Origin of the sequence: Pantoea sp. S18 (genome assembly GCF_045689705.1) — a bacterium.
In the GTDB taxonomy this organism is placed as follows: Bacteria; Pseudomonadota; Gammaproteobacteria; order Enterobacterales; family Enterobacteriaceae; genus Pantoea; species Pantoea symbiotica.
In genome coordinates this window covers 3,247,020-3,264,119 of record NZ_CP142688.1, presented here as the reverse complement: position 1 = coordinate 3,264,119, position 17,100 = coordinate 3,247,020, and the positions used below count along the sequence as shown (strand labels likewise).

Genomic DNA, 17,100 nt, shown 5'->3' with positions numbered 1-17,100 from the left:
TTTGTGGGTGTCATAATCAGGACTGATTATTTGCCGCAATGATTTTTGCTACTTTGTCAGCTTCAGCCGTCAACTGCAGCTGGCGGTAAGCATTTTCCATCAACGGCAGCGCTTCATGCGTCGCCTCAGTATCCGGATAATCCTTCATCATGGTTTCCACGCGGTTAACAACAGCGACATAGGCACCGCGCTTGGTATAGAATTGCGCCACCGAGAGTTCATACTTCGCCAGGCGCTCTTTCAGGAATGCCAAACGTTTCTGCGCATCCGCAGCATATTGGCTGTTTGGATAACCGCGCAGTAATTGCGAGAAGTCACGGAAAGCATCACGAGCGTGCGTCGGATCACGATCGGAACGATCGATACCGAAGAAGCCCTGCAGTGCAGAATCATCCAGCGCCATATCCGTCAGACCTTTCATATAGATGACATAGTCGATATTCGGATGGGTTGGATTGAGACGCATAAAGCGAGATATAGCGGCTTGCGCCAGTGGCAGATCGGCATTTTTGTAATACGCGTAGATCAAATCCAGCTGTACTTGCTGCGAGTAAGGACCAAATGGATAGCGGTTATCCAGTGCTTCCAGTTGCTTAATCGCCGCTTTAAAGTTACCGTCCTGCAGCTTTTGCTGGGCCGTGGCGTAAATTTCAGACGGCGGGCTGTCCGGGACTGGATCTGATGAGCCAGAACAACCCACAAGCGCCAGGCTCAGGCTCAGTGTGGCAGCAGCCACCAGATGTTTCATACGCGTCATGACGAAATGATTATCCTCAAAGTGTTGTAGCAGAAGCTGTCCGTATAGCTCCCAGTTATGACCAGGTACGATAGCACATTATATTAAACGGCATCGCCGTGAAAACCCAACGTTAACGAAGAAGCTGTATATGGCACAACAAGTTCAACTCACCGCAACGGTGTCCGAAGCACAACTTGGACAACGCTTAGATCAGACTTTGGCAGAATTGTTCCCTGATTATTCACGTTCTCGCATAAAAGAATGGATTCTTGAGCGCCGAGTCAGCGTCAACGGCACTATCATCGATAAACCAAAAGAAAAAGTTTTTGGCGGTGAGCATGTCTCGATTGATGCTGAGATCGAAGAAGAGCAACGCTGGGAAGCGCAAAACATCTCGCTGAACATCGTCTATGAAGATGACGACATTCTGGTTATCAACAAACCTCGCGGTTTGGTGGTGCATCCCGGCGCCGGTAATCCGGATGGCACGGTGCTTAACGCACTGCTTTATCACTATCCACCGATCGCTGACGTGCCTCGCGCAGGGATTGTTCATCGTCTGGATAAAGATACCACCGGCTTGATGGTGGTAGCGAAAACCGTTCCTGCACAAACTCACCTGGTTGAAACGCTGCAGCTGCGCGAAATTACGCGTGAATATGAAGCGGTAGCGATCGGCACCATGACCGCAGGCGGTACTGTGGATCAGCCAATGGCGCGCCACTCAACCAAACGCACACACATAGCGGTGCATCCGATGGGTAAACCGGCCACCACGCACTATCGCATCATGGAACACTTCCGTGCCCATACGCGTTTGCGTTTACGCCTTGAAACCGGTCGTACGCATCAGATTCGTGTGCATATGGCGCATATCAACCATCCGCTGGTGGGTGATCCGCTGTACGGTGGCCGTCCACGTCCACCAAAAGGTGCATCTGAAGCATTCATCACTACGTTACGTGGTTTTGATCGCCAGGCGCTGCATGCCACGATGTTACGTCTCTATCACCCCATTACCGGTATTGAGATGGAATGGCATGCACCGTTGCCGCAGGATATGGTCGATTTAATTGATGCGCTGAAAGCCGATACCCTTGAATTCCGCGATCAGATGGATTGGCTATGAGTGAATGGATCATCCCGGATTGGCCTGCGCCGCAGCATGTTCGGGCATGTTCCACCACGCGATACGGCGGCGTCAGCGCTGCCCCCTGGGATTCATTGAATCTTGGTGGGCACGTTGGCGACGCTGAAGCGCATGTTGCTCAGAATCGTCAACATCTAGTTGAGCAACTGGCGCTACCTGCAATGCCGCAATGGCTGGATCAGATTCATGGCCAAGTGGTTGCGCGTTTACCCGCCAGCGATCCTCTACCGCGCGCAGATGCCGCCATCACCCGTGAAAGCGGGGTTGTTTGCGCAGTAATGACGGCGGATTGTTTGCCGGTGCTGTTTTGTAGCAAGGATGGTAGTGAAGTCGCTGCAGCGCACTCGGGTTGGCGTGGTCTCTGTAATGGCGTGCTGGAACAGACGTTGTCACAGTTTCACTGCTCGCCACATGACATTCATGCATGGCTTGGTCCGGCAATTGGGCCACAGGCATTTGAAGTTGGTCCGGAAGTCAGAACGGCGTTTATGGCGCATGATTCAAAAGCGGAAGAAGCTTTCCGCCCGGTAGGTAACAAATACTTCGCCGATATTTGGCTGCTGGCTCGTCAGCGGTTACAAGCGGCCGGCGTACATTCCATCAGTGGTTCTACGCGTTGTACCTTCCAGGAGCGCGATGATTTTTTCTCCTACCGACGCGACGGAATCACCGGGCGTATGGCAACTTTGATTTGGCTGAGATAACCTTACGCCACAAGACGGTCCAGTTAGCGTATTTTTTGCTCACAACTCAGGTCATTAACCTTGAAAAATTTGAGGGATGACCTCATTTAATCTCCAGTAGCATTTTGACCTGTAATGGGAGGAATTATGCGTCTGGATCGTCTTACTAATAAATTTCAACTGGCACTTGCCGATGCACAGTCCCTTGCTCTGGGACATGACAATCAATTCATTGAACCCCTTCATTTGATGAGCGCATTGCTCAATCAGGAAGGCGGATCGGTGCGTCCGTTGCTCAGCGCAGCGGGTGCCGACGTGGCTGGCCTGCGTACCAGCATTGAACAAGCGATTAATCGACTACCGCAGGTTGAAGGGACCGATGGCGATGTACAGCCATCAGCCGATCTGATTCGGGTACTCAACCTTTGCGACAAGCTGGCGCAAAAGCGCGGCGACAACTTTATATCATCTGAATTATTTGTATTGGCGGCCCTCGATTCACGTGGCTCGCTGGCTGACCTATTGAAATCAGCTGGCGCGACGTCGGAAAAACTCTCTAAGGCCATCGAGCAAATACGGGGAGGAGACAGCGTGAACGATCAAGGGGCTGAAGATCAGCGTCAGGCATTAAAAAAATACACCATCGACCTTACAGAGCGTGCCGAACTCGGAAAGCTGGATCCGGTGATTGGTCGTGATGAAGAAATCCGCCGCACCATTCAGGTGTTGCAGCGTCGTACCAAAAATAACCCAGTGCTGATTGGTGAACCTGGCGTCGGTAAAACGGCTATCGCCGAAGGTTTAGCGCAGCGCATCATCAATGGTGAAGTGCCGGAAGGTCTGAAAGGCCGTCGCGTGCTGGCGCTGGATATGGGTTCGCTGGTGGCGGGCGCCAAATATCGTGGTGAATTTGAAGAGCGCCTCAAAGGCGTGCTTAGCGACCTGGCAAAGCAGGAAGGCAACGTCATTCTGTTTATCGACGAACTGCATACCATGGTTGGCGCCGGTAAAGCCGATGGTGCAATGGATGCGGGCAACATGCTGAAACCAGCATTGGCTCGCGGTGAGTTGCACTGTGTCGGCGCAACCACGCTGAATGAGTATCGTCAGTTCATTGAGAAAGATGCGGCGTTGGAACGTCGTTTCCAGAAAGTCTTTGTTGCTGAGCCGAGTGTGGAAGATACCATCGCCATTCTGCGCGGACTGAAAGAACGCTATGAACTGCACCACCATGTGCAGATCACCGATCCGGCGATTGTGGCTGCGGCGACGTTGTCGCACCGTTATATCTCTGATCGCCAGCTGCCGGATAAGGCCATCGACCTGATAGACGAAGCAGCTTCAAGTATTCGTTTACAGATGGATTCGAAGCCAGAATCACTCGATCGCCTTGAGCGCCGTATCATCCAGTTAAAACTGGAGCAGCAGGCGCTGAAGAAAGAGTCTGATGATGCCAGCGTGAAGCGTCTGGAAATGCTGGAAAGCGAACTTGACCAGAAAGAGCGTGAATATGCTGAGCTGGAAGAAGAGTGGAAAGCAGAAAAAGCCTCTTTAACTGGCACGCAGAACATCAAAGCAGAGCTGGAACAAGCGCGCCTGACAATGGAGCAAGCACGTCGCGTTGGCGACCTGGGTCAGATGTCTGAACTGCAGTACGGAAAAATTCCGGAACTTGAGAAACAGTTAGCCATTGCTACGCAGTCTGAAGGCAAAACCATGAAGCTGTTACGTAATCGCGTAACGGATGTGGAGATTGCCGATGTGCTGGCGCGTTGGACCGGAATACCGGTCGCACGCATGATGGAAGGTGAGCGCGATAAATTGCTGCGTATGGAGCAAGAGCTGCACTCACGGGTTATCGGCCAGAACGAAGCGGTAGAAGCGGTTTCGAATGCCATTCGTCGTAGTCGCGCCGGCTTGTCGGATCCGAATCGCCCAATTGGTTCCTTCCTGTTCCTTGGACCAACGGGTGTCGGTAAAACCGAATTGTGTAAAGCGCTGGCTAACTTCCTGTTCGACAGCGATGACGCGATGGTGCGTATTGATATGTCCGAGTTTATGGAAAAACACTCGGTATCGCGGCTGGTGGGTGCGCCTCCGGGATATGTCGGCTATGAAGAGGGCGGATATCTGACCGAAGCGGTGCGTCGTCGTCCTTATTCGGTGATTTTGTTGGATGAGGTGGAGAAGGCGCATCCTGATGTCTTCAACATCCTGTTGCAGGTGCTTGATGATGGGCGTTTAACCGATGGACAAGGTCGTACAGTCGATTTTCGCAATACCGTGGTGATCATGACCTCGAACCTTGGCTCCGATCTTATTCAGGAACGTTTCGGTTCTCTGGATTACGCGGAGATGAAAGAGGTGGTGATGACGGTTGTGGGGCAGCATTTCCGCCCAGAGTTTATCAACCGTATCGATGACATGGTGGTGTTCCACCCATTGGGCGAAAAACACATTGCTTCCATTGCGCAGATTCAGTTGCAACGTTTGTATAAACGTCTTGAGGAGCGCGGCTATCAGCTGCATATCTCCGATGAGGCGCTCAAACTGCTCGGCGAGAATGGCTATGACCCGGTTTATGGTGCGCGTCCATTGAAACGTGCTATCCAGCAGCAGATTGAAAATCCGCTGGCACAGCAGATTCTTTCTGGTGCCTTGGTTCCGGGAAAAACCATCGAAATGGATGTAAAAGATGAGGTGATTGTTGCTCATCAGTAATCACTTCCGATTAAAACGGGCCTGCGGGCCCGTTTTTTTTGGCCTTATCACAAGAATCAGCTGCTTTTTGCAACGTATAGCCTGGAAAGTGAGCGGTTGCGCGAAAACTTCAAATTAGCACTTGTCAGCCGAAAGGAACTCCCTATAATGCGCCACCACTGAGACGGCAAAGCGGCAACGCAGACGGCTCAGCAGGGAGTGAAGAAATTCATCCCGCCGGATGAAAACGCTGAAAAAAGTGTTTGACTCCGAAGGAGAGTAGCGTAGTATACGCCACCTCGCGACAGACGGTTCAGCCGCTGTTCGCAACGCTCTTTAACAATTTATCAGACAATCTGTGTGGGCACTCGCAGGATTGATATCAGCGTCTCCGGACGTAAAAAATATCAAAGCCTCACGAGTGAACACATAATGAAATTCATTATGACGTTTTACAGATGAGCACCGCTGAACTTGTTTCAGCAAATCAAACTTAAATTGAAGAGTTTGATCATGGCTCAGATTGAACGCTGGCGGCAGGCCTAACACATGCAAGTCGAACGGTAGCACAGAGAGCTTGCTCTCGGGTGACGAGTGGCGGACGGGTGAGTAATGTCTGGGAAACTGCCCGATGGAGGGGGATAACTACTGGAAACGGTAGCTAATACCGCATAACGTCGCAAGACCAAAGTGGGGGACCTTCGGGCCTCACACCATCGGATGTGCCCAGATGGGATTAGCTAGTAGGTGGGGTAATGGCTCACCTAGGCGACGATCCCTAGCTGGTCTGAGAGGATGACCAGCCACACTGGAACTGAGACACGGTCCAGACTCCTACGGGAGGCAGCAGTGGGGAATATTGCACAATGGGCGCAAGCCTGATGCAGCCATGCCGCGTGTATGAAGAAGGCCTTCGGGTTGTAAAGTACTTTCAGCGGGGAGGAAGGCGGTGGAGTTAATAACTTCACCGATTGACGTTACCCGCAGAAGAAGCACCGGCTAACTCCGTGCCAGCAGCCGCGGTAATACGGAGGGTGCAAGCGTTAATCGGAATTACTGGGCGTAAAGCGCACGCAGGCGGTCTGTCAAGTCGGATGTGAAATCCCCGGGCTTAACCTGGGAACTGCATTCGAAACTGGCAGGCTAGAGTCTTGTAGAGGGGGGTAGAATTCCAGGTGTAGCGGTGAAATGCGTAGAGATCTGGAGGAATACCGGTGGCGAAGGCGGCCCCCTGGACAAAGACTGACGCTCAGGTGCGAAAGCGTGGGGAGCAAACAGGATTAGATACCCTGGTAGTCCACGCCGTAAACGATGTCGACTTGGAGGTTGTTCCCTTGAGGAGTGGCTTCCGGAGCTAACGCGTTAAGTCGACCGCCTGGGGAGTACGGCCGCAAGGTTAAAACTCAAATGAATTGACGGGGGCCCGCACAAGCGGTGGAGCATGTGGTTTAATTCGATGCAACGCGAAGAACCTTACCTACTCTTGACATCCAGAGAACTTAGCAGAGATGCTTTGGTGCCTTCGGGAACTCTGAGACAGGTGCTGCATGGCTGTCGTCAGCTCGTGTTGTGAAATGTTGGGTTAAGTCCCGCAACGAGCGCAACCCTTATCCTTTGTTGCCAGCGGTTCGGCCGGGAACTCAAAGGAGACTGCCAGTGATAAACTGGAGGAAGGTGGGGATGACGTCAAGTCATCATGGCCCTTACGAGTAGGGCTACACACGTGCTACAATGGCGCATACAAAGAGAAGCGACCTCGCGAGAGCAAGCGGACCTCATAAAGTGCGTCGTAGTCCGGATCGGAGTCTGCAACTCGACTCCGTGAAGTCGGAATCGCTAGTAATCGTAGATCAGAATGCTACGGTGAATACGTTCCCGGGCCTTGTACACACCGCCCGTCACACCATGGGAGTGGGTTGCAAAAGAAGTAGGTAGCTTAACCTTCGGGAGGGCGCTTACCACTTTGTGATTCATGACTGGGGTGAAGTCGTAACAAGGTAACCGTAGGGGAACCTGCGGTTGGATCACCTCCTTACCTGAAGATACCTTCCCGCGCAGTGCTCACACAGATTGTCTGATGAAATTAAAGAAGAGCGTAAAACGCCTGCAGGCTTGTAGCTCAGGTGGTTAGAGCGCACCCCTGATAAGGGTGAGGTCGGTGGTTCAAGTCCACTCAGGCCTACCAAATTCTTCCAGTTTCCGCGTTGTGCCGATAGATCGCATACTTGAGTATGCTTCGTATCGACACGCCTCGAACCTGAAAGAATTCTCCTGGTAAGCACGCGTTTTGCAAAACTCTATGGGGCTATAGCTCAGCTGGGAGAGCGCCTGCCTTGCACGCAGGAGGTCAGCGGTTCGATCCCGCTTAGCTCCACCATCAACGACCCCACGTTGATAACTAACTTCAGAATGTATCCTCGGGTACATTGCGAAGTTATTGCTCTTTAACAATCCGGAACAAGCTGAAAATTGAAACGACGTGTTGGTTCATTTCTCCGTAATAGGAAATGAATAACAACATGTTCGAGTCTCTCAAATGCTTGCAGTCTGCACGCGTTGCAAAACGCCTGTGGGTTGTGAGGTTAAGCGACTAAGCGTACACGGTGGATGCCCTGGCAGTCAGAGGCGATGAAGGACGTGCTAATCTGCGTAAAGCGTCGGTAAGGTGATATGAACCGCTACAGCCGACGATGTCCGAATGGGGAAACCCGGTGCACTCAGTGCATCATCGCAACATGAATACATAGTGTTGCGAGGCGAACCTGGGGAACTGAAACATCTAAGTACCCAGAGGAAAAGAAATCAACCGAGATTCCCCCAGTAGCGGCGAGCGAACGGGGAACAGCCCAGAACCTGAATCAGTTTGTGCGTTAGTGGAAGCGTCTGGAAAGTCGCGCGATACCGGGTGATAGCCCCGTACACGAAAGTGCACATACTGTGAGTTCGAAGAGTAGGGCGGGACACGTGGTATCCTGTCTGAATATGGGGGGACCATCCTCCAAGGCTAAATACTCCTGACTGACCGATAGTGAACCAGTACCGTGAGGGAAAGGCGAAAAGAACCCCGGCGAGGGGAGTGAAACAGAACCTGAAACCGTGTACGTACAAGCAGTGGGAGCCTCATTTATGGGGTGACTGCGTACCTTTTGTATAATGGGTCAGCGACTTATATTCTGTAGCAAGGTTAACCGTATAGGGGAGCCGCAGGGAAACCGAGTCTTAACTGGGCGTTAAGTTGCAGGGTATAGACCCGAAACCCGGTGATCTAGCCATGGGCAGGTTGAAGGTTGGGTAACACTAACTGGAGGACCGAACCGACTAATGTTGAAAAATTAGCGGATGACTTGTGGCTGGGGGTGAAAGGCCAATCAAACCGGGAGATAGCTGGTTCTCCCCGAAAGCTATTTAGGTAGCGCCTCGTGAACTCATCTTCGGGGGTAGAGCACTGTTTCGGCTAGGGGGCCATCCCGGCTTACCAACCCGATGCAAACTGCGAATACCGAAGAATGTTATCACGGGAGACACACGGCGGGTGCTAACGTCCGTCGTGAAGAGGGAAACAACCCAGACCGCCAGCTAAGGTCCCAAAGTCATGGTTAAGTGGGAAACGATGTGGGAAGGCACAGACAGCCAGGATGTTGGCTTAGAAGCAGCCATCATTTAAAGAAAGCGTAATAGCTCACTGGTCGAGTCGGCCTGCGCGGAAGATGTAACGGGGCTAAACCATGCACCGAAGCTGCGGCAGCGACACTATGTGTTGTTGGGTAGGGGAGCGTTCTGTAAGCCGTTGAAGGTGTCCTGTGAGGGGTGCTGGAGGTATCAGAAGTGCGAATGCTGACATAAGTAACGATAAAGCGGGTGAAAAGCCCGCTCGCCGGAAGACCAAGGGTTCCTGTTCAACGTTAATCGGAGCAGGGTGAGTCGACCCCTAAGGCGAGGCTGAAAAGCGTAGTCGATGGGAAGCAGGTTAATATTCCTGCACTTGGTGTTACTGCGAAGGGGGGACGGAGAAGGCTAGGTTATCCGGGCGACGGTTGTCCCGGTTTAAGCGTGTAGGCTGATATCTTTGGTAAATCCGGGATATCTTAAGGCTGAGGCGTGATGACGAGTCACTACGGTGATGAAGTAACTGATGCCCTGCTTCCAGGAAAAGCCTCTAAGCTCCAGGTAACACGAAATCGTACCCCAAACCGACACAGGTGGTCAGGTAGAGAATACCAAGGCGCTTGAGAGAACTCGGGTGAAGGAACTAGGCAAAATGGTGCCGTAACTTCGGGAGAAGGCACGCTGGCGCGTAGGTAGAGGGACTTGCTCCCCGAGCCGAAGCCAGTCGAAGATACCAGCTGGCTGCAACTGTTTATTAAAAACACAGCACTGTGCAAACACGAAAGTGGACGTATACGGTGTGACGCCTGCCCGGTGCCGGAAGGTTAATTGATGGGGTTATCCGCAAGGAGAAGCTCTTGATCGAAGCCCCGGTAAACGGCGGCCGTAACTATAACGGTCCTAAGGTAGCGAAATTCCTTGTCGGGTAAGTTCCGACCTGCACGAATGGCGTAATGATGGCCAGGCTGTCTCCACCCGAGACTCAGTGAAATTGAAATCGCTGTGAAGATGCAGTGTACCCGCGGCAAGACGGAAAGACCCCGTGAACCTTTACTATAGCTTGACACTGAACATTGAGCCTTGATGTGTAGGATAGGTGGGAGGCTTTGAAGCGTGGACGCCAGTCTGCGTGGAGCCAACCTTGAAATACCACCCTTTAATGTTTGATGTTCTAACGTAGGCCCGTGATCCGGGCTGCGGACAGTGTCTGGTGGGTAGTTTGACTGGGGCGGTCTCCTCCCAAAGAGTAACGGAGGAGCACGAAGGTTGGCTAATCCTGGTCGGACATCAGGAGGTTAGTGCAATGGCATAAGCCAGCTTGACTGCGAGAGTGACGGCTCGAGCAGGTGCGAAAGCAGGTCATAGTGATCCGGTGGTTCTGAATGGAAGGGCCATCGCTCAACGGATAAAAGGTACTCCGGGGATAACAGGCTGATACCGCCCAAGAGTTCATATCGACGGCGGTGTTTGGCACCTCGATGTCGGCTCATCACATCCTGGGGCTGAAGTAGGTCCCAAGGGTACGGCTGTTCGCCGTTTAAAGTGGTACGCGAGCTGGGTTTAGAACGTCGTGAGACAGTTCGGTCCCTATCTGCCGTGGGCGCTGGAGAATTGAGGGGGGTTGCTCCTAGTACGAGAGGACCGGAGTGAACGCACCACTGGTGTTCGGGTTGTCATGCCAATGGCATTGCCCGGTAGCTAAGTGCGGAAAAGATAAGTGCTGAAAGCATCTAAGCACGAAACTTGCCCCGAGATGAGTTCTCCCTGACTCCTTGAGAGTCCTGAAGGGACGTTGAAGACTACGACGTTGATAGGCCGGATGTGTAAGCGCAGCGATGCGTTGAGCTAACCGGTACTAATGACCCGTGAGGCTTAACCTTACAACGCCAGAGGCGTTTTAGTCTGAGAGACCGGATATTTTCAGCTTGTTTTACGGATTAAAGATTTAGCGGAAACGAAAGATTTTACGCTGAGGCGAGGCGCCGACCGAGACGGAATGAAGGAGCATACTGAAGTATGTGACTGAGTAACGCGAGGGAAAGCAACGTGGCATCAGTGAAAAATATTCGTTTCGTGCACAAGAATTTGCCTGGCGGCTGTAGCGCGGTGGTCCCACCTGACCCCATGCCGAACTCAGAAGTGAAACGCCGTAGCGCCGATGGTAGTGTGGGGTCTCCCCATGCGAGAGTAGGGAACTGCCAGGCATCAAATAAGTGAAGAAGCCCCGAACGAGAGTTCGGGGCTTTTTTACGTTTGTACATAGCTTATAAAATCCAGTAGTTAACTGAATTTGCATGAAAATCAGCAAAAAGTTGCACTAAAAACTCCCTGGTAGTCACATTTTGTAATCCAGGAATAGAGACAATTCCCGTAACCAGTTAATAGATGCTTTACTGAATCCTTTGGCGTTAATTCTTCGCAAGGAAAAGAGGTAAGCATGACTGACTCACAACAACAAAAAGTGGCACTATCTGAAACGGCAGCCGACAGTAAAAAGCGCATCTGGGCGATTGTTGGTGCTTCTTCCGGCAATTTAGTCGAATGGTTTGATTTCTACGTCTACTCCTTCTTCTCACTCTATTTTGCCCACGTCTTCTTCCCAAGCGGTGATACCACCACCCAATTGCTGCAAACTGCCGGCGTCTTCGCTGCTGGTTTTCTAATGCGTCCGATAGGTGGATGGCTATTTGGCTACATCGCCGATCGTCACGGCCGCAAAGCATCAATGCTGATCTCAGTATGCATGATGTGTCTGGGATCATTAGTGATCGCTTGTCTACCGGGCTACGGCGAAATAGGCTTGGCCGCACCCGTGATTTTATTGCTGGCGCGTATGTTTCAGGGATTATCGGTTGGTGGGGAATACGGTACCAGTGCCACTTATATGAGCGAAGTAGCATTGGAAGGACGAAAAGGATTTTATGCCTCATTCCAGTATGTGACGCTCATTGGCGGCCAACTATTGGCGGTGCTGACCGTCGTCGTCTTGCAGCAAATTCTTAGCGATGAAGAACTCCGCAGTTGGGGCTGGCGTATCCCATTCTTCCTCGGGGCGGCGCTGGCCGTCGTGGCTTTGTGGTTGCGTCGTTCACTCAACGAAACCTCAGAGAAAAAACATCGCGAACATCGTGATGCCGGCAGTATTACGGGATTACTGCGTAATCACACCCGTGCGTTTCTAATGGTGCTGGGCTTTACCGCGGGCGGTTCGTTAAGCTTCTATACCTTCACTACCTACATGCAAAAATATCTGGTGAACACCGCCGGGATGGATGCGCGCAGTGCCAGTGGATTAATGACCGGTTGCTTATTGGTGTTTATGTTGATTCAGCCAATTGTTGGCGCACTGTCAGATAAAATCGGTCGTCGCGCCTCAATGATGATTTTCGGTGCCGGTGCAGCAATCTGCACGGTTCCGATTCTGATCATGCTGCAAAATGTGCAGAGCAGTTGGCTGGCATTCGCTTTGATCATGTTGGCGCTGATCATCACCAGTTTCTACACCGCGATCAGTGGAATCCTGAAAGCCGAGATGTTTCCGCCAGAAGTCCGGGCGCTGGGCGTTGGGCTTTCCTATGCGGTGGCGAATGCTATTTTTGGTGGGTCGGCAGAATACGTAGCCTTGCTGCTGAAAAGAGAAGGTATTGAAACCAGCTTCTTCTGGTATGTTTCGGCGATGGGCGCTTTAGCATTCCTGGTATCGCTGATGCTGCATCGCAAAGGGAAGGGGATTTCGCTGTAGTTACTGACTGAGATTCCACAGTGCGATACCGCTGGCGGCACCGGCGACATCCCAGCTAAGATCTTTCCAACTCCAGCCGCTCCCTGCCGAGCGGCTGTCATATAATTCTTTCCCCACACCAAAACTTAACGAAAACAGAAAGCCGAAACGCAAATTCTGCCCGTGGCTGTGATTCTGATGCTGGGAAATTTCGCTACCAGCGGCAGCCAGAACAGCGGAAGAGAAGTAGTGTTGTGCTTTATCTTTGCCAGTCCAGTTATCCTGGGCGACATGCGCACATCCACTACACAGCAAAACCACGTAGAGGATGAGCGCACGCATCGGCTAAAGCAGACGGCTAATCAAACGATCGATGCGGATACGGCGCAGGCGACGAATCAGCTTGCGCACTTTCGCTGGATAATCCGAGATACTTTCCAGCTCGCGAAAATGCTGCACCACGGAAGTATGCTCACGAATCAGCGCCAGCTCTTTTTCACGCTGTTCGGCCAATTGATTCAGCGGATCGTGAATCAGCACCGCATTCTCCAGATCCAGTCGCCACGCGCGCGGATTGAGATTATTACCGGTGATCATCATCCATTCGTCATCTACCCAAATGCCTTTCAGGTGATAACTGTTCTCGCCATCTTTCCACAAGCGCACCGTCAGCTGACCGTTATTGACGTAATACTGCAAACGGCTAAGGAAGCGGCGCAGGTTGATCTCATAAAGATAAGGCAGCGCGCCGATAATCTTAAACGGCTGTTCTGGCGGGATGTAGAAGTCATTAGCGGTTTTGTCGCCAATGATGATCTCAACCTCTTTGCCCTGACGCAGTAAATGAATCAGGTTACGCACCAGAATAGCTGGCAGGTTGAAATAGGGCGTGCACAACGTCAGCTTGCGCTCGGCGCAAGGCATCAAATGGAAAATGGTTTTATTCAGTAGACTGCGTTTGCCCAGGCCAACCAGCGGCGTGACGGCAAGTGATTCATTATCTGCATTGCCGATAAACTGATAGTTAAAGCTGCGCAGTTCCTGACGGAATTGACGCGTTTCGTTCTTAATTTCCGGGCTGGAAGGGCGCTCAGTTTTATCGAGGCGGTTAACCGCATCGGATTCCTTGAGATTTTCGCAGATCCACGCATACATGGTATCGGTAAGCTGTGGATTGCGGATCAGCTGATAGCGGTCATAACGGTATTTATCATGCTGATGCAGATAGACATCGTTCAGGCTCGCGCCGCTGTAGAGCAGCGTATCATCAATGATAAACCCTTTTAGATGCAGCACGCCGAGCGCTTCACGGGTGTTAACCGGAATGCCGTAAACCGGAATAGCGATATCCGGATGCTGAGCCGCCATTTCGCAATACCAGTCAGCATTGGTCACGCCGCGGGCGGCGCCAATGCGACCACGCTGCGCACGATGCCAGTCAACCAGAATACAGACATCCAGCTCCGGACGTGCCTGACGCGCTGCGTACAGCGCCTGCATTATTCCCCGCCCGCCGTCATCATTTTCAAGATACAGCGCGGTGATACAGATACGCTTTTCTGCTGAAGCAATTTTCGTCAGCAGGATTTCGCGAAACTCGGCAGGCGAGTAAAGCGTCGTCAGATCCGACACGGATTGTGACAGTTTAGGCAGCTGTGCGAGGTGTTGTTGGTGTTTATTACGTTTAAATTTAGACAACATCACAGTGCACTTCTTCTCTGTTCATTGCATGGCCTTTTGCCATCAAATCATGATCCTAACGGTAAATAATACCATCAACCGGCCTGTAGAGGAGGACTTTTACCTTTCTGTACAGGTTAGCTGATGACATCACCAAGCGGCAAATTCAGGCTGACAATGCCATCATCCAGTTGAATATTCACGCGAAAATTGAGTTTTCGCGCCAGCGTAATCATGCCGCTATTGTTTGGCATGGTGATACCGTTCAATTGTTGCAGGCCATGATCGCGCGTATAGCGAATCATCTTCTCCAGCAAGCGTCTGCCCATGCCCAAGCCTTTCAGGTCGGAACGCACCAGCACCGAGAATTCAGCATCGATATTATCGGCATCGGAGATCGCACGTGTTACGCCAATGATCTCGTCAACGCCGTTTTGCTGGCGTACGGCGACAATCGCCATTTCGCGGTCATAATCGATTTGCGTCATATTCGCCAAATCTTCATGGGTAAACTCATTGATTTCACTGAAGTAACGATAGTAGAGATCTTCTTTAGTTACCTGAGCAATAAACGCGCGCAGCTGCGGTTCATCTTCCGGCAGGATGGGGCGGAACAGGCAATATTGCCCATCTTTCAGTTGAACCTGCTCTTCAAGATGGTGCGGATAAGGACGTATCGCCAGGCGCGCTTCGTTGTCACCGTTGAAAGGCGCCAGCTGCAGCGTGACATCCAGCAGCGTGAATTCATCGGCCGATGCCAGCAGCGGATGAATATCCAGTCGCTGAATTTCCGGACAATCGACTACCAGGTTGGAAACCTGCACTAACAGCTGGCTCAGCCCGGTAATATCCAGCGGTCGCATCGCGCTACGGCTGCGAACTTTGCCGCTTTTCATTGCCTGAATCACCAGATAGCGCGCCAGCGTCATATTCAGCGGTGGCAAAGCCACGGCAGCTTGCTTGTCTGGCTGCCACTCCACGCCGCCTTCACCCAGCAGGATAATGGGACCAAACAGCGGATCCTGCTCGACCACCACGCGTAACTCCTGTGCCCCGGCGCGGTTCGCCATACACTGCACCAGCAGGCCATCAATATGCGCCTGTGGATGGGTTTCGCGCACACGATCGAAAATGGCTTCAGCCGCTTGTTCCACTTCTGCGGCGCTACGCAGATACAGCATTACGCCTTGTACCTCGGACTTATGCGGAATATCCGGTGAACGTAGCTTGAGCGCTACCGGATAACCAATCTGATCGGCAATGCTGGCAGCAGCGATGCTGTCGCTGGCAATCCAGGTGGGCAGTGTCGCCAGGCCGTAAGCCTGCAACACCGGCTGCACTTCATGGGTATCCAGCGTGGTGATGCCTTTATCCAGCGCTTGTTGAATCAGCTGATGTGCCTGCGAACTGTTCTGCGTCAATCCGATTGGCAGCGCGGGCGTCTCACGCAGTTGCTTCTGGTTGCGGCGATATTCTACCTGATGCATGAACGCGGTGACGGTGCCTTCCGGCGTGCGCCAGGTGGGAATGCCGGCCTGAGTAAACGCGCGGCGCGCAGCCTGCGAGGAGTATTCGCCGCACCAGTTAGTCAGTAGCGTGACCTGCTTGCCGCGCGGATGTTTGGCAACCGCAGCGATAATCTGCTCAGCGGTTTCGCTGGAGGGCGATACGGCGCTTGGCGCATGAATGATCATCAGTGCATCGAGTTCATGGCTATCCAGCAGCCGTTCAATGCAGGCGACATAGCGCGCGGGTGTCGCGTCATCTTTCAAATCGAGCGGATTGCCGCGCCCAACGCCTTCTGGCAGCAGTGCGGCCAGCGCTTGCAACGTTTCATCACTCAGTGTCGCCAACTTACCGTTGCGTGCATACAGTTCATCCAATGCCAGCGCTGCCGGTGCCGCGCCGTTGCTGATGATCATCAGGCGATCGCCGCGCAGTGGACGCATATGGCTCAGCGACTCAACCGCCGTAAACAGCTCGTGCGTATCCTGCACGCGCAGCAAACCGGCGCGCTGAATCGCCGCATCCCAGGCAGCATCCAGTCCGCTGTGGGTGCCGATCATCGCTTGCGCCTGATGGCTGCGACCACTTTTTATCACCAGAATCGGTTTGTTGCGTGAGGCGCTGCGCGAAGCGGAAACAAAGCGGCGCGCATCGCTGAGGTGTTCGAGGTAGAGCAGAATAGCGCTGGTTTTGCCGTCACGCGCGAGAAAATCCAGTAGATCATCTACGTCGATATCCAGGCTATCGCCTAACGCGATAAACCAGGAGAAACCGAGATTACGCTGCTGCGCCCAATCGAGGATGGTGTTAGAGACCGCTGCGGATTGCGAAATAAAAGCAATGCGACCTTTAGCAATCGGCACCGGCGAGAAGCTGGCATTCAACCCTTGCCACGGCGCCAGCAAACCTAAGCTGTTGGGCCCGAGCAGGCGAATTTGCCACTGACTCGCGCAGGCTTTCAGCTCTTCCAACTGGCTGGACGGGGCCGAGAGAATAATGCAGGCCTTACAGCCTTTTTCACCCAGTTGCTGCAGCAGGTCGAGATTACGTTTGGCGTGGGTACAGATGATGGCGAGATCGGGTGCGAAGGGCAGGCTGGCGATATCGGGCCAGGCCAGCACGCCGCTCACTGCCTTATACTTCGGCGTCACCGGCAAAACCGGACCACTAAATCCACCGGCCAGTAGGTTACGCATCATAAAGTAGCCGGCGCGGCCCGGTGTGATTGATGCACCGATTACCGCGATTGATTTAGGTCGTAACAGCGCTTCCAGTCCGCGTTGGCTCATCATCCGCTCCTGCTATCAAGATTGGC

At 52.6% G+C, this 17,100-nt stretch carries 8 protein-coding genes, 2 tRNA genes and 3 rRNA genes; 9 read left to right on the top strand and 4 right to left on the bottom strand.

Annotation, left to right across the window (positions count from 1 at the left end; genetic code table 11):
- Positions 1-16 precede the first annotated feature (16 nt).
- Positions 17-757, bottom strand: coding sequence for an outer membrane protein assembly factor BamD (bamD, locus tag VIJ98_RS15065; RefSeq protein ID WP_008109011.1), 741 nt, complete (start codon positions 755-757; stop codon positions 17-19).
- Between the two features lie 130 nt (positions 758-887).
- Here bamD and rluD point away from each other — a divergent pair, with 130 nt between their 5' ends.
- The 9 genes from rluD to VIJ98_RS15020 all read left to right on the top strand — a co-directional run bounded on the left by rluD (position 888) and on the right by VIJ98_RS15020 (position 12,620).
- Complete coding sequence (rluD, locus tag VIJ98_RS15060; protein ID WP_323274720.1) at positions 888-1,868, top strand: 23S rRNA pseudouridine(1911/1915/1917) synthase RluD; 981 nt, start codon at positions 888-890, stop codon at positions 1,866-1,868.
- Positions 1,865-2,593, top strand: coding sequence for a purine nucleoside phosphorylase YfiH (gene yfiH / locus VIJ98_RS15055; RefSeq protein ID WP_258143800.1), 729 nt, complete (start codon positions 1,865-1,867; stop codon positions 2,591-2,593). The genes rluD and yfiH overlap by 4 nt, the downstream gene beginning before the upstream one ends.
- Before the next feature lie 126 nt (positions 2,594-2,719).
- Positions 2,720-5,293, top strand: a complete 2,574-nt coding sequence (clpB, locus tag VIJ98_RS15050; protein WP_323274717.1) for an ATP-dependent chaperone ClpB — start codon at positions 2,720-2,722, stop codon at positions 5,291-5,293.
- 474 nt (positions 5,294-5,767) lie between these two features.
- Positions 5,768-7,307: ribosomal RNA gene (locus tag VIJ98_RS15045) — 16S ribosomal RNA — on the top strand.
- A gap of 73 nt (positions 7,308-7,380) precedes the next feature.
- Positions 7,381-7,457 (top strand) — tRNA-Ile (locus VIJ98_RS15040).
- A 116-nt stretch (positions 7,458-7,573) separates the two neighbouring features.
- Positions 7,574-7,649 (top strand) — tRNA-Ala (locus VIJ98_RS15035).
- A gap of 203 nt (positions 7,650-7,852) precedes the next feature.
- Positions 7,853-10,758, top strand: a 23S ribosomal RNA gene (locus VIJ98_RS15030).
- Positions 10,759-10,966: 208 nt separating this feature from the next.
- Positions 10,967-11,082, top strand: a 5S ribosomal RNA gene (rrf, locus tag VIJ98_RS15025).
- Together the 16S, 23S and 5S rRNA genes with 2 tRNA genes alongside form the textbook arrangement of a ribosomal RNA operon.
- 233 nt (positions 11,083-11,315) lie before the next feature.
- Positions 11,316-12,620, top strand: coding sequence for an MFS family transporter (locus VIJ98_RS15020; protein WP_154155555.1), 1,305 nt, complete (start codon positions 11,316-11,318; stop codon positions 12,618-12,620).
- On the opposite strand, the gene VIJ98_RS15015 is transcribed toward VIJ98_RS15020, so the two are convergent.
- The 3 genes from VIJ98_RS15015 to VIJ98_RS15005 all read right to left on the bottom strand — a co-directional run bounded on the left by VIJ98_RS15015 (position 12,621) and on the right by VIJ98_RS15005 (position 17,074).
- Positions 12,621-12,941, bottom strand: a complete 321-nt coding sequence (locus tag VIJ98_RS15015) for a YfiM family lipoprotein (protein WP_154155557.1) — start codon at positions 12,939-12,941, stop codon at positions 12,621-12,623.
- Positions 12,942-12,944: 3 nt separating this feature from the next.
- The gene (pssA, locus tag VIJ98_RS15010) at positions 12,945-14,300 is read right to left on the bottom strand and encodes a CDP-diacylglycerol--serine O-phosphatidyltransferase (RefSeq protein WP_323274713.1); all 1,356 of its coding nucleotides are present in this window, start codon (positions 14,298-14,300) and stop codon (positions 12,945-12,947) included.
- Positions 14,301-14,416: 116 nt separating this feature from the next.
- The gene (locus VIJ98_RS15005; RefSeq protein ID WP_154155561.1) at positions 14,417-17,074 is read right to left on the bottom strand and encodes a GNAT family N-acetyltransferase; all 2,658 of its coding nucleotides are present in this window, start codon (positions 17,072-17,074) and stop codon (positions 14,417-14,419) included.
- Positions 17,075-17,100: the final 26 nt, after the last annotated feature.

Coding starts and splice junctions, on each gene's coding strand:
- bamD (WP_008109011.1), bottom strand. CDS start 757: ATGACGCGTATGAAACATCTGGTGGCTGCTGCCACACTGAGCCTGAGC.
- rluD (WP_323274720.1), top strand. CDS start 888: ATGGCACAACAAGTTCAACTCACCGCAACGGTGTCCGAAGCACAACTT.
- yfiH (WP_258143800.1), top strand. CDS start 1,865: ATGAGTGAATGGATCATCCCGGATTGGCCTGCGCCGCAGCATGTTCGG.
- clpB (WP_323274717.1), top strand. CDS start 2,720: ATGCGTCTGGATCGTCTTACTAATAAATTTCAACTGGCACTTGCCGAT.
- VIJ98_RS15020 (WP_154155555.1), top strand. CDS start 11,316: ATGACTGACTCACAACAACAAAAAGTGGCACTATCTGAAACGGCAGCC.
- VIJ98_RS15015 (WP_154155557.1), bottom strand. CDS start 12,941: ATGCGTGCGCTCATCCTCTACGTGGTTTTGCTGTGTAGTGGATGTGCG.
- pssA (WP_323274713.1), bottom strand. CDS start 14,300: ATGTTGTCTAAATTTAAACGTAATAAACACCAACAACACCTCGCACAG.
- VIJ98_RS15005 (WP_154155561.1), bottom strand. CDS start 17,074: ATGAGCCAACGCGGACTGGAAGCGCTGTTACGACCTAAATCAATCGCG.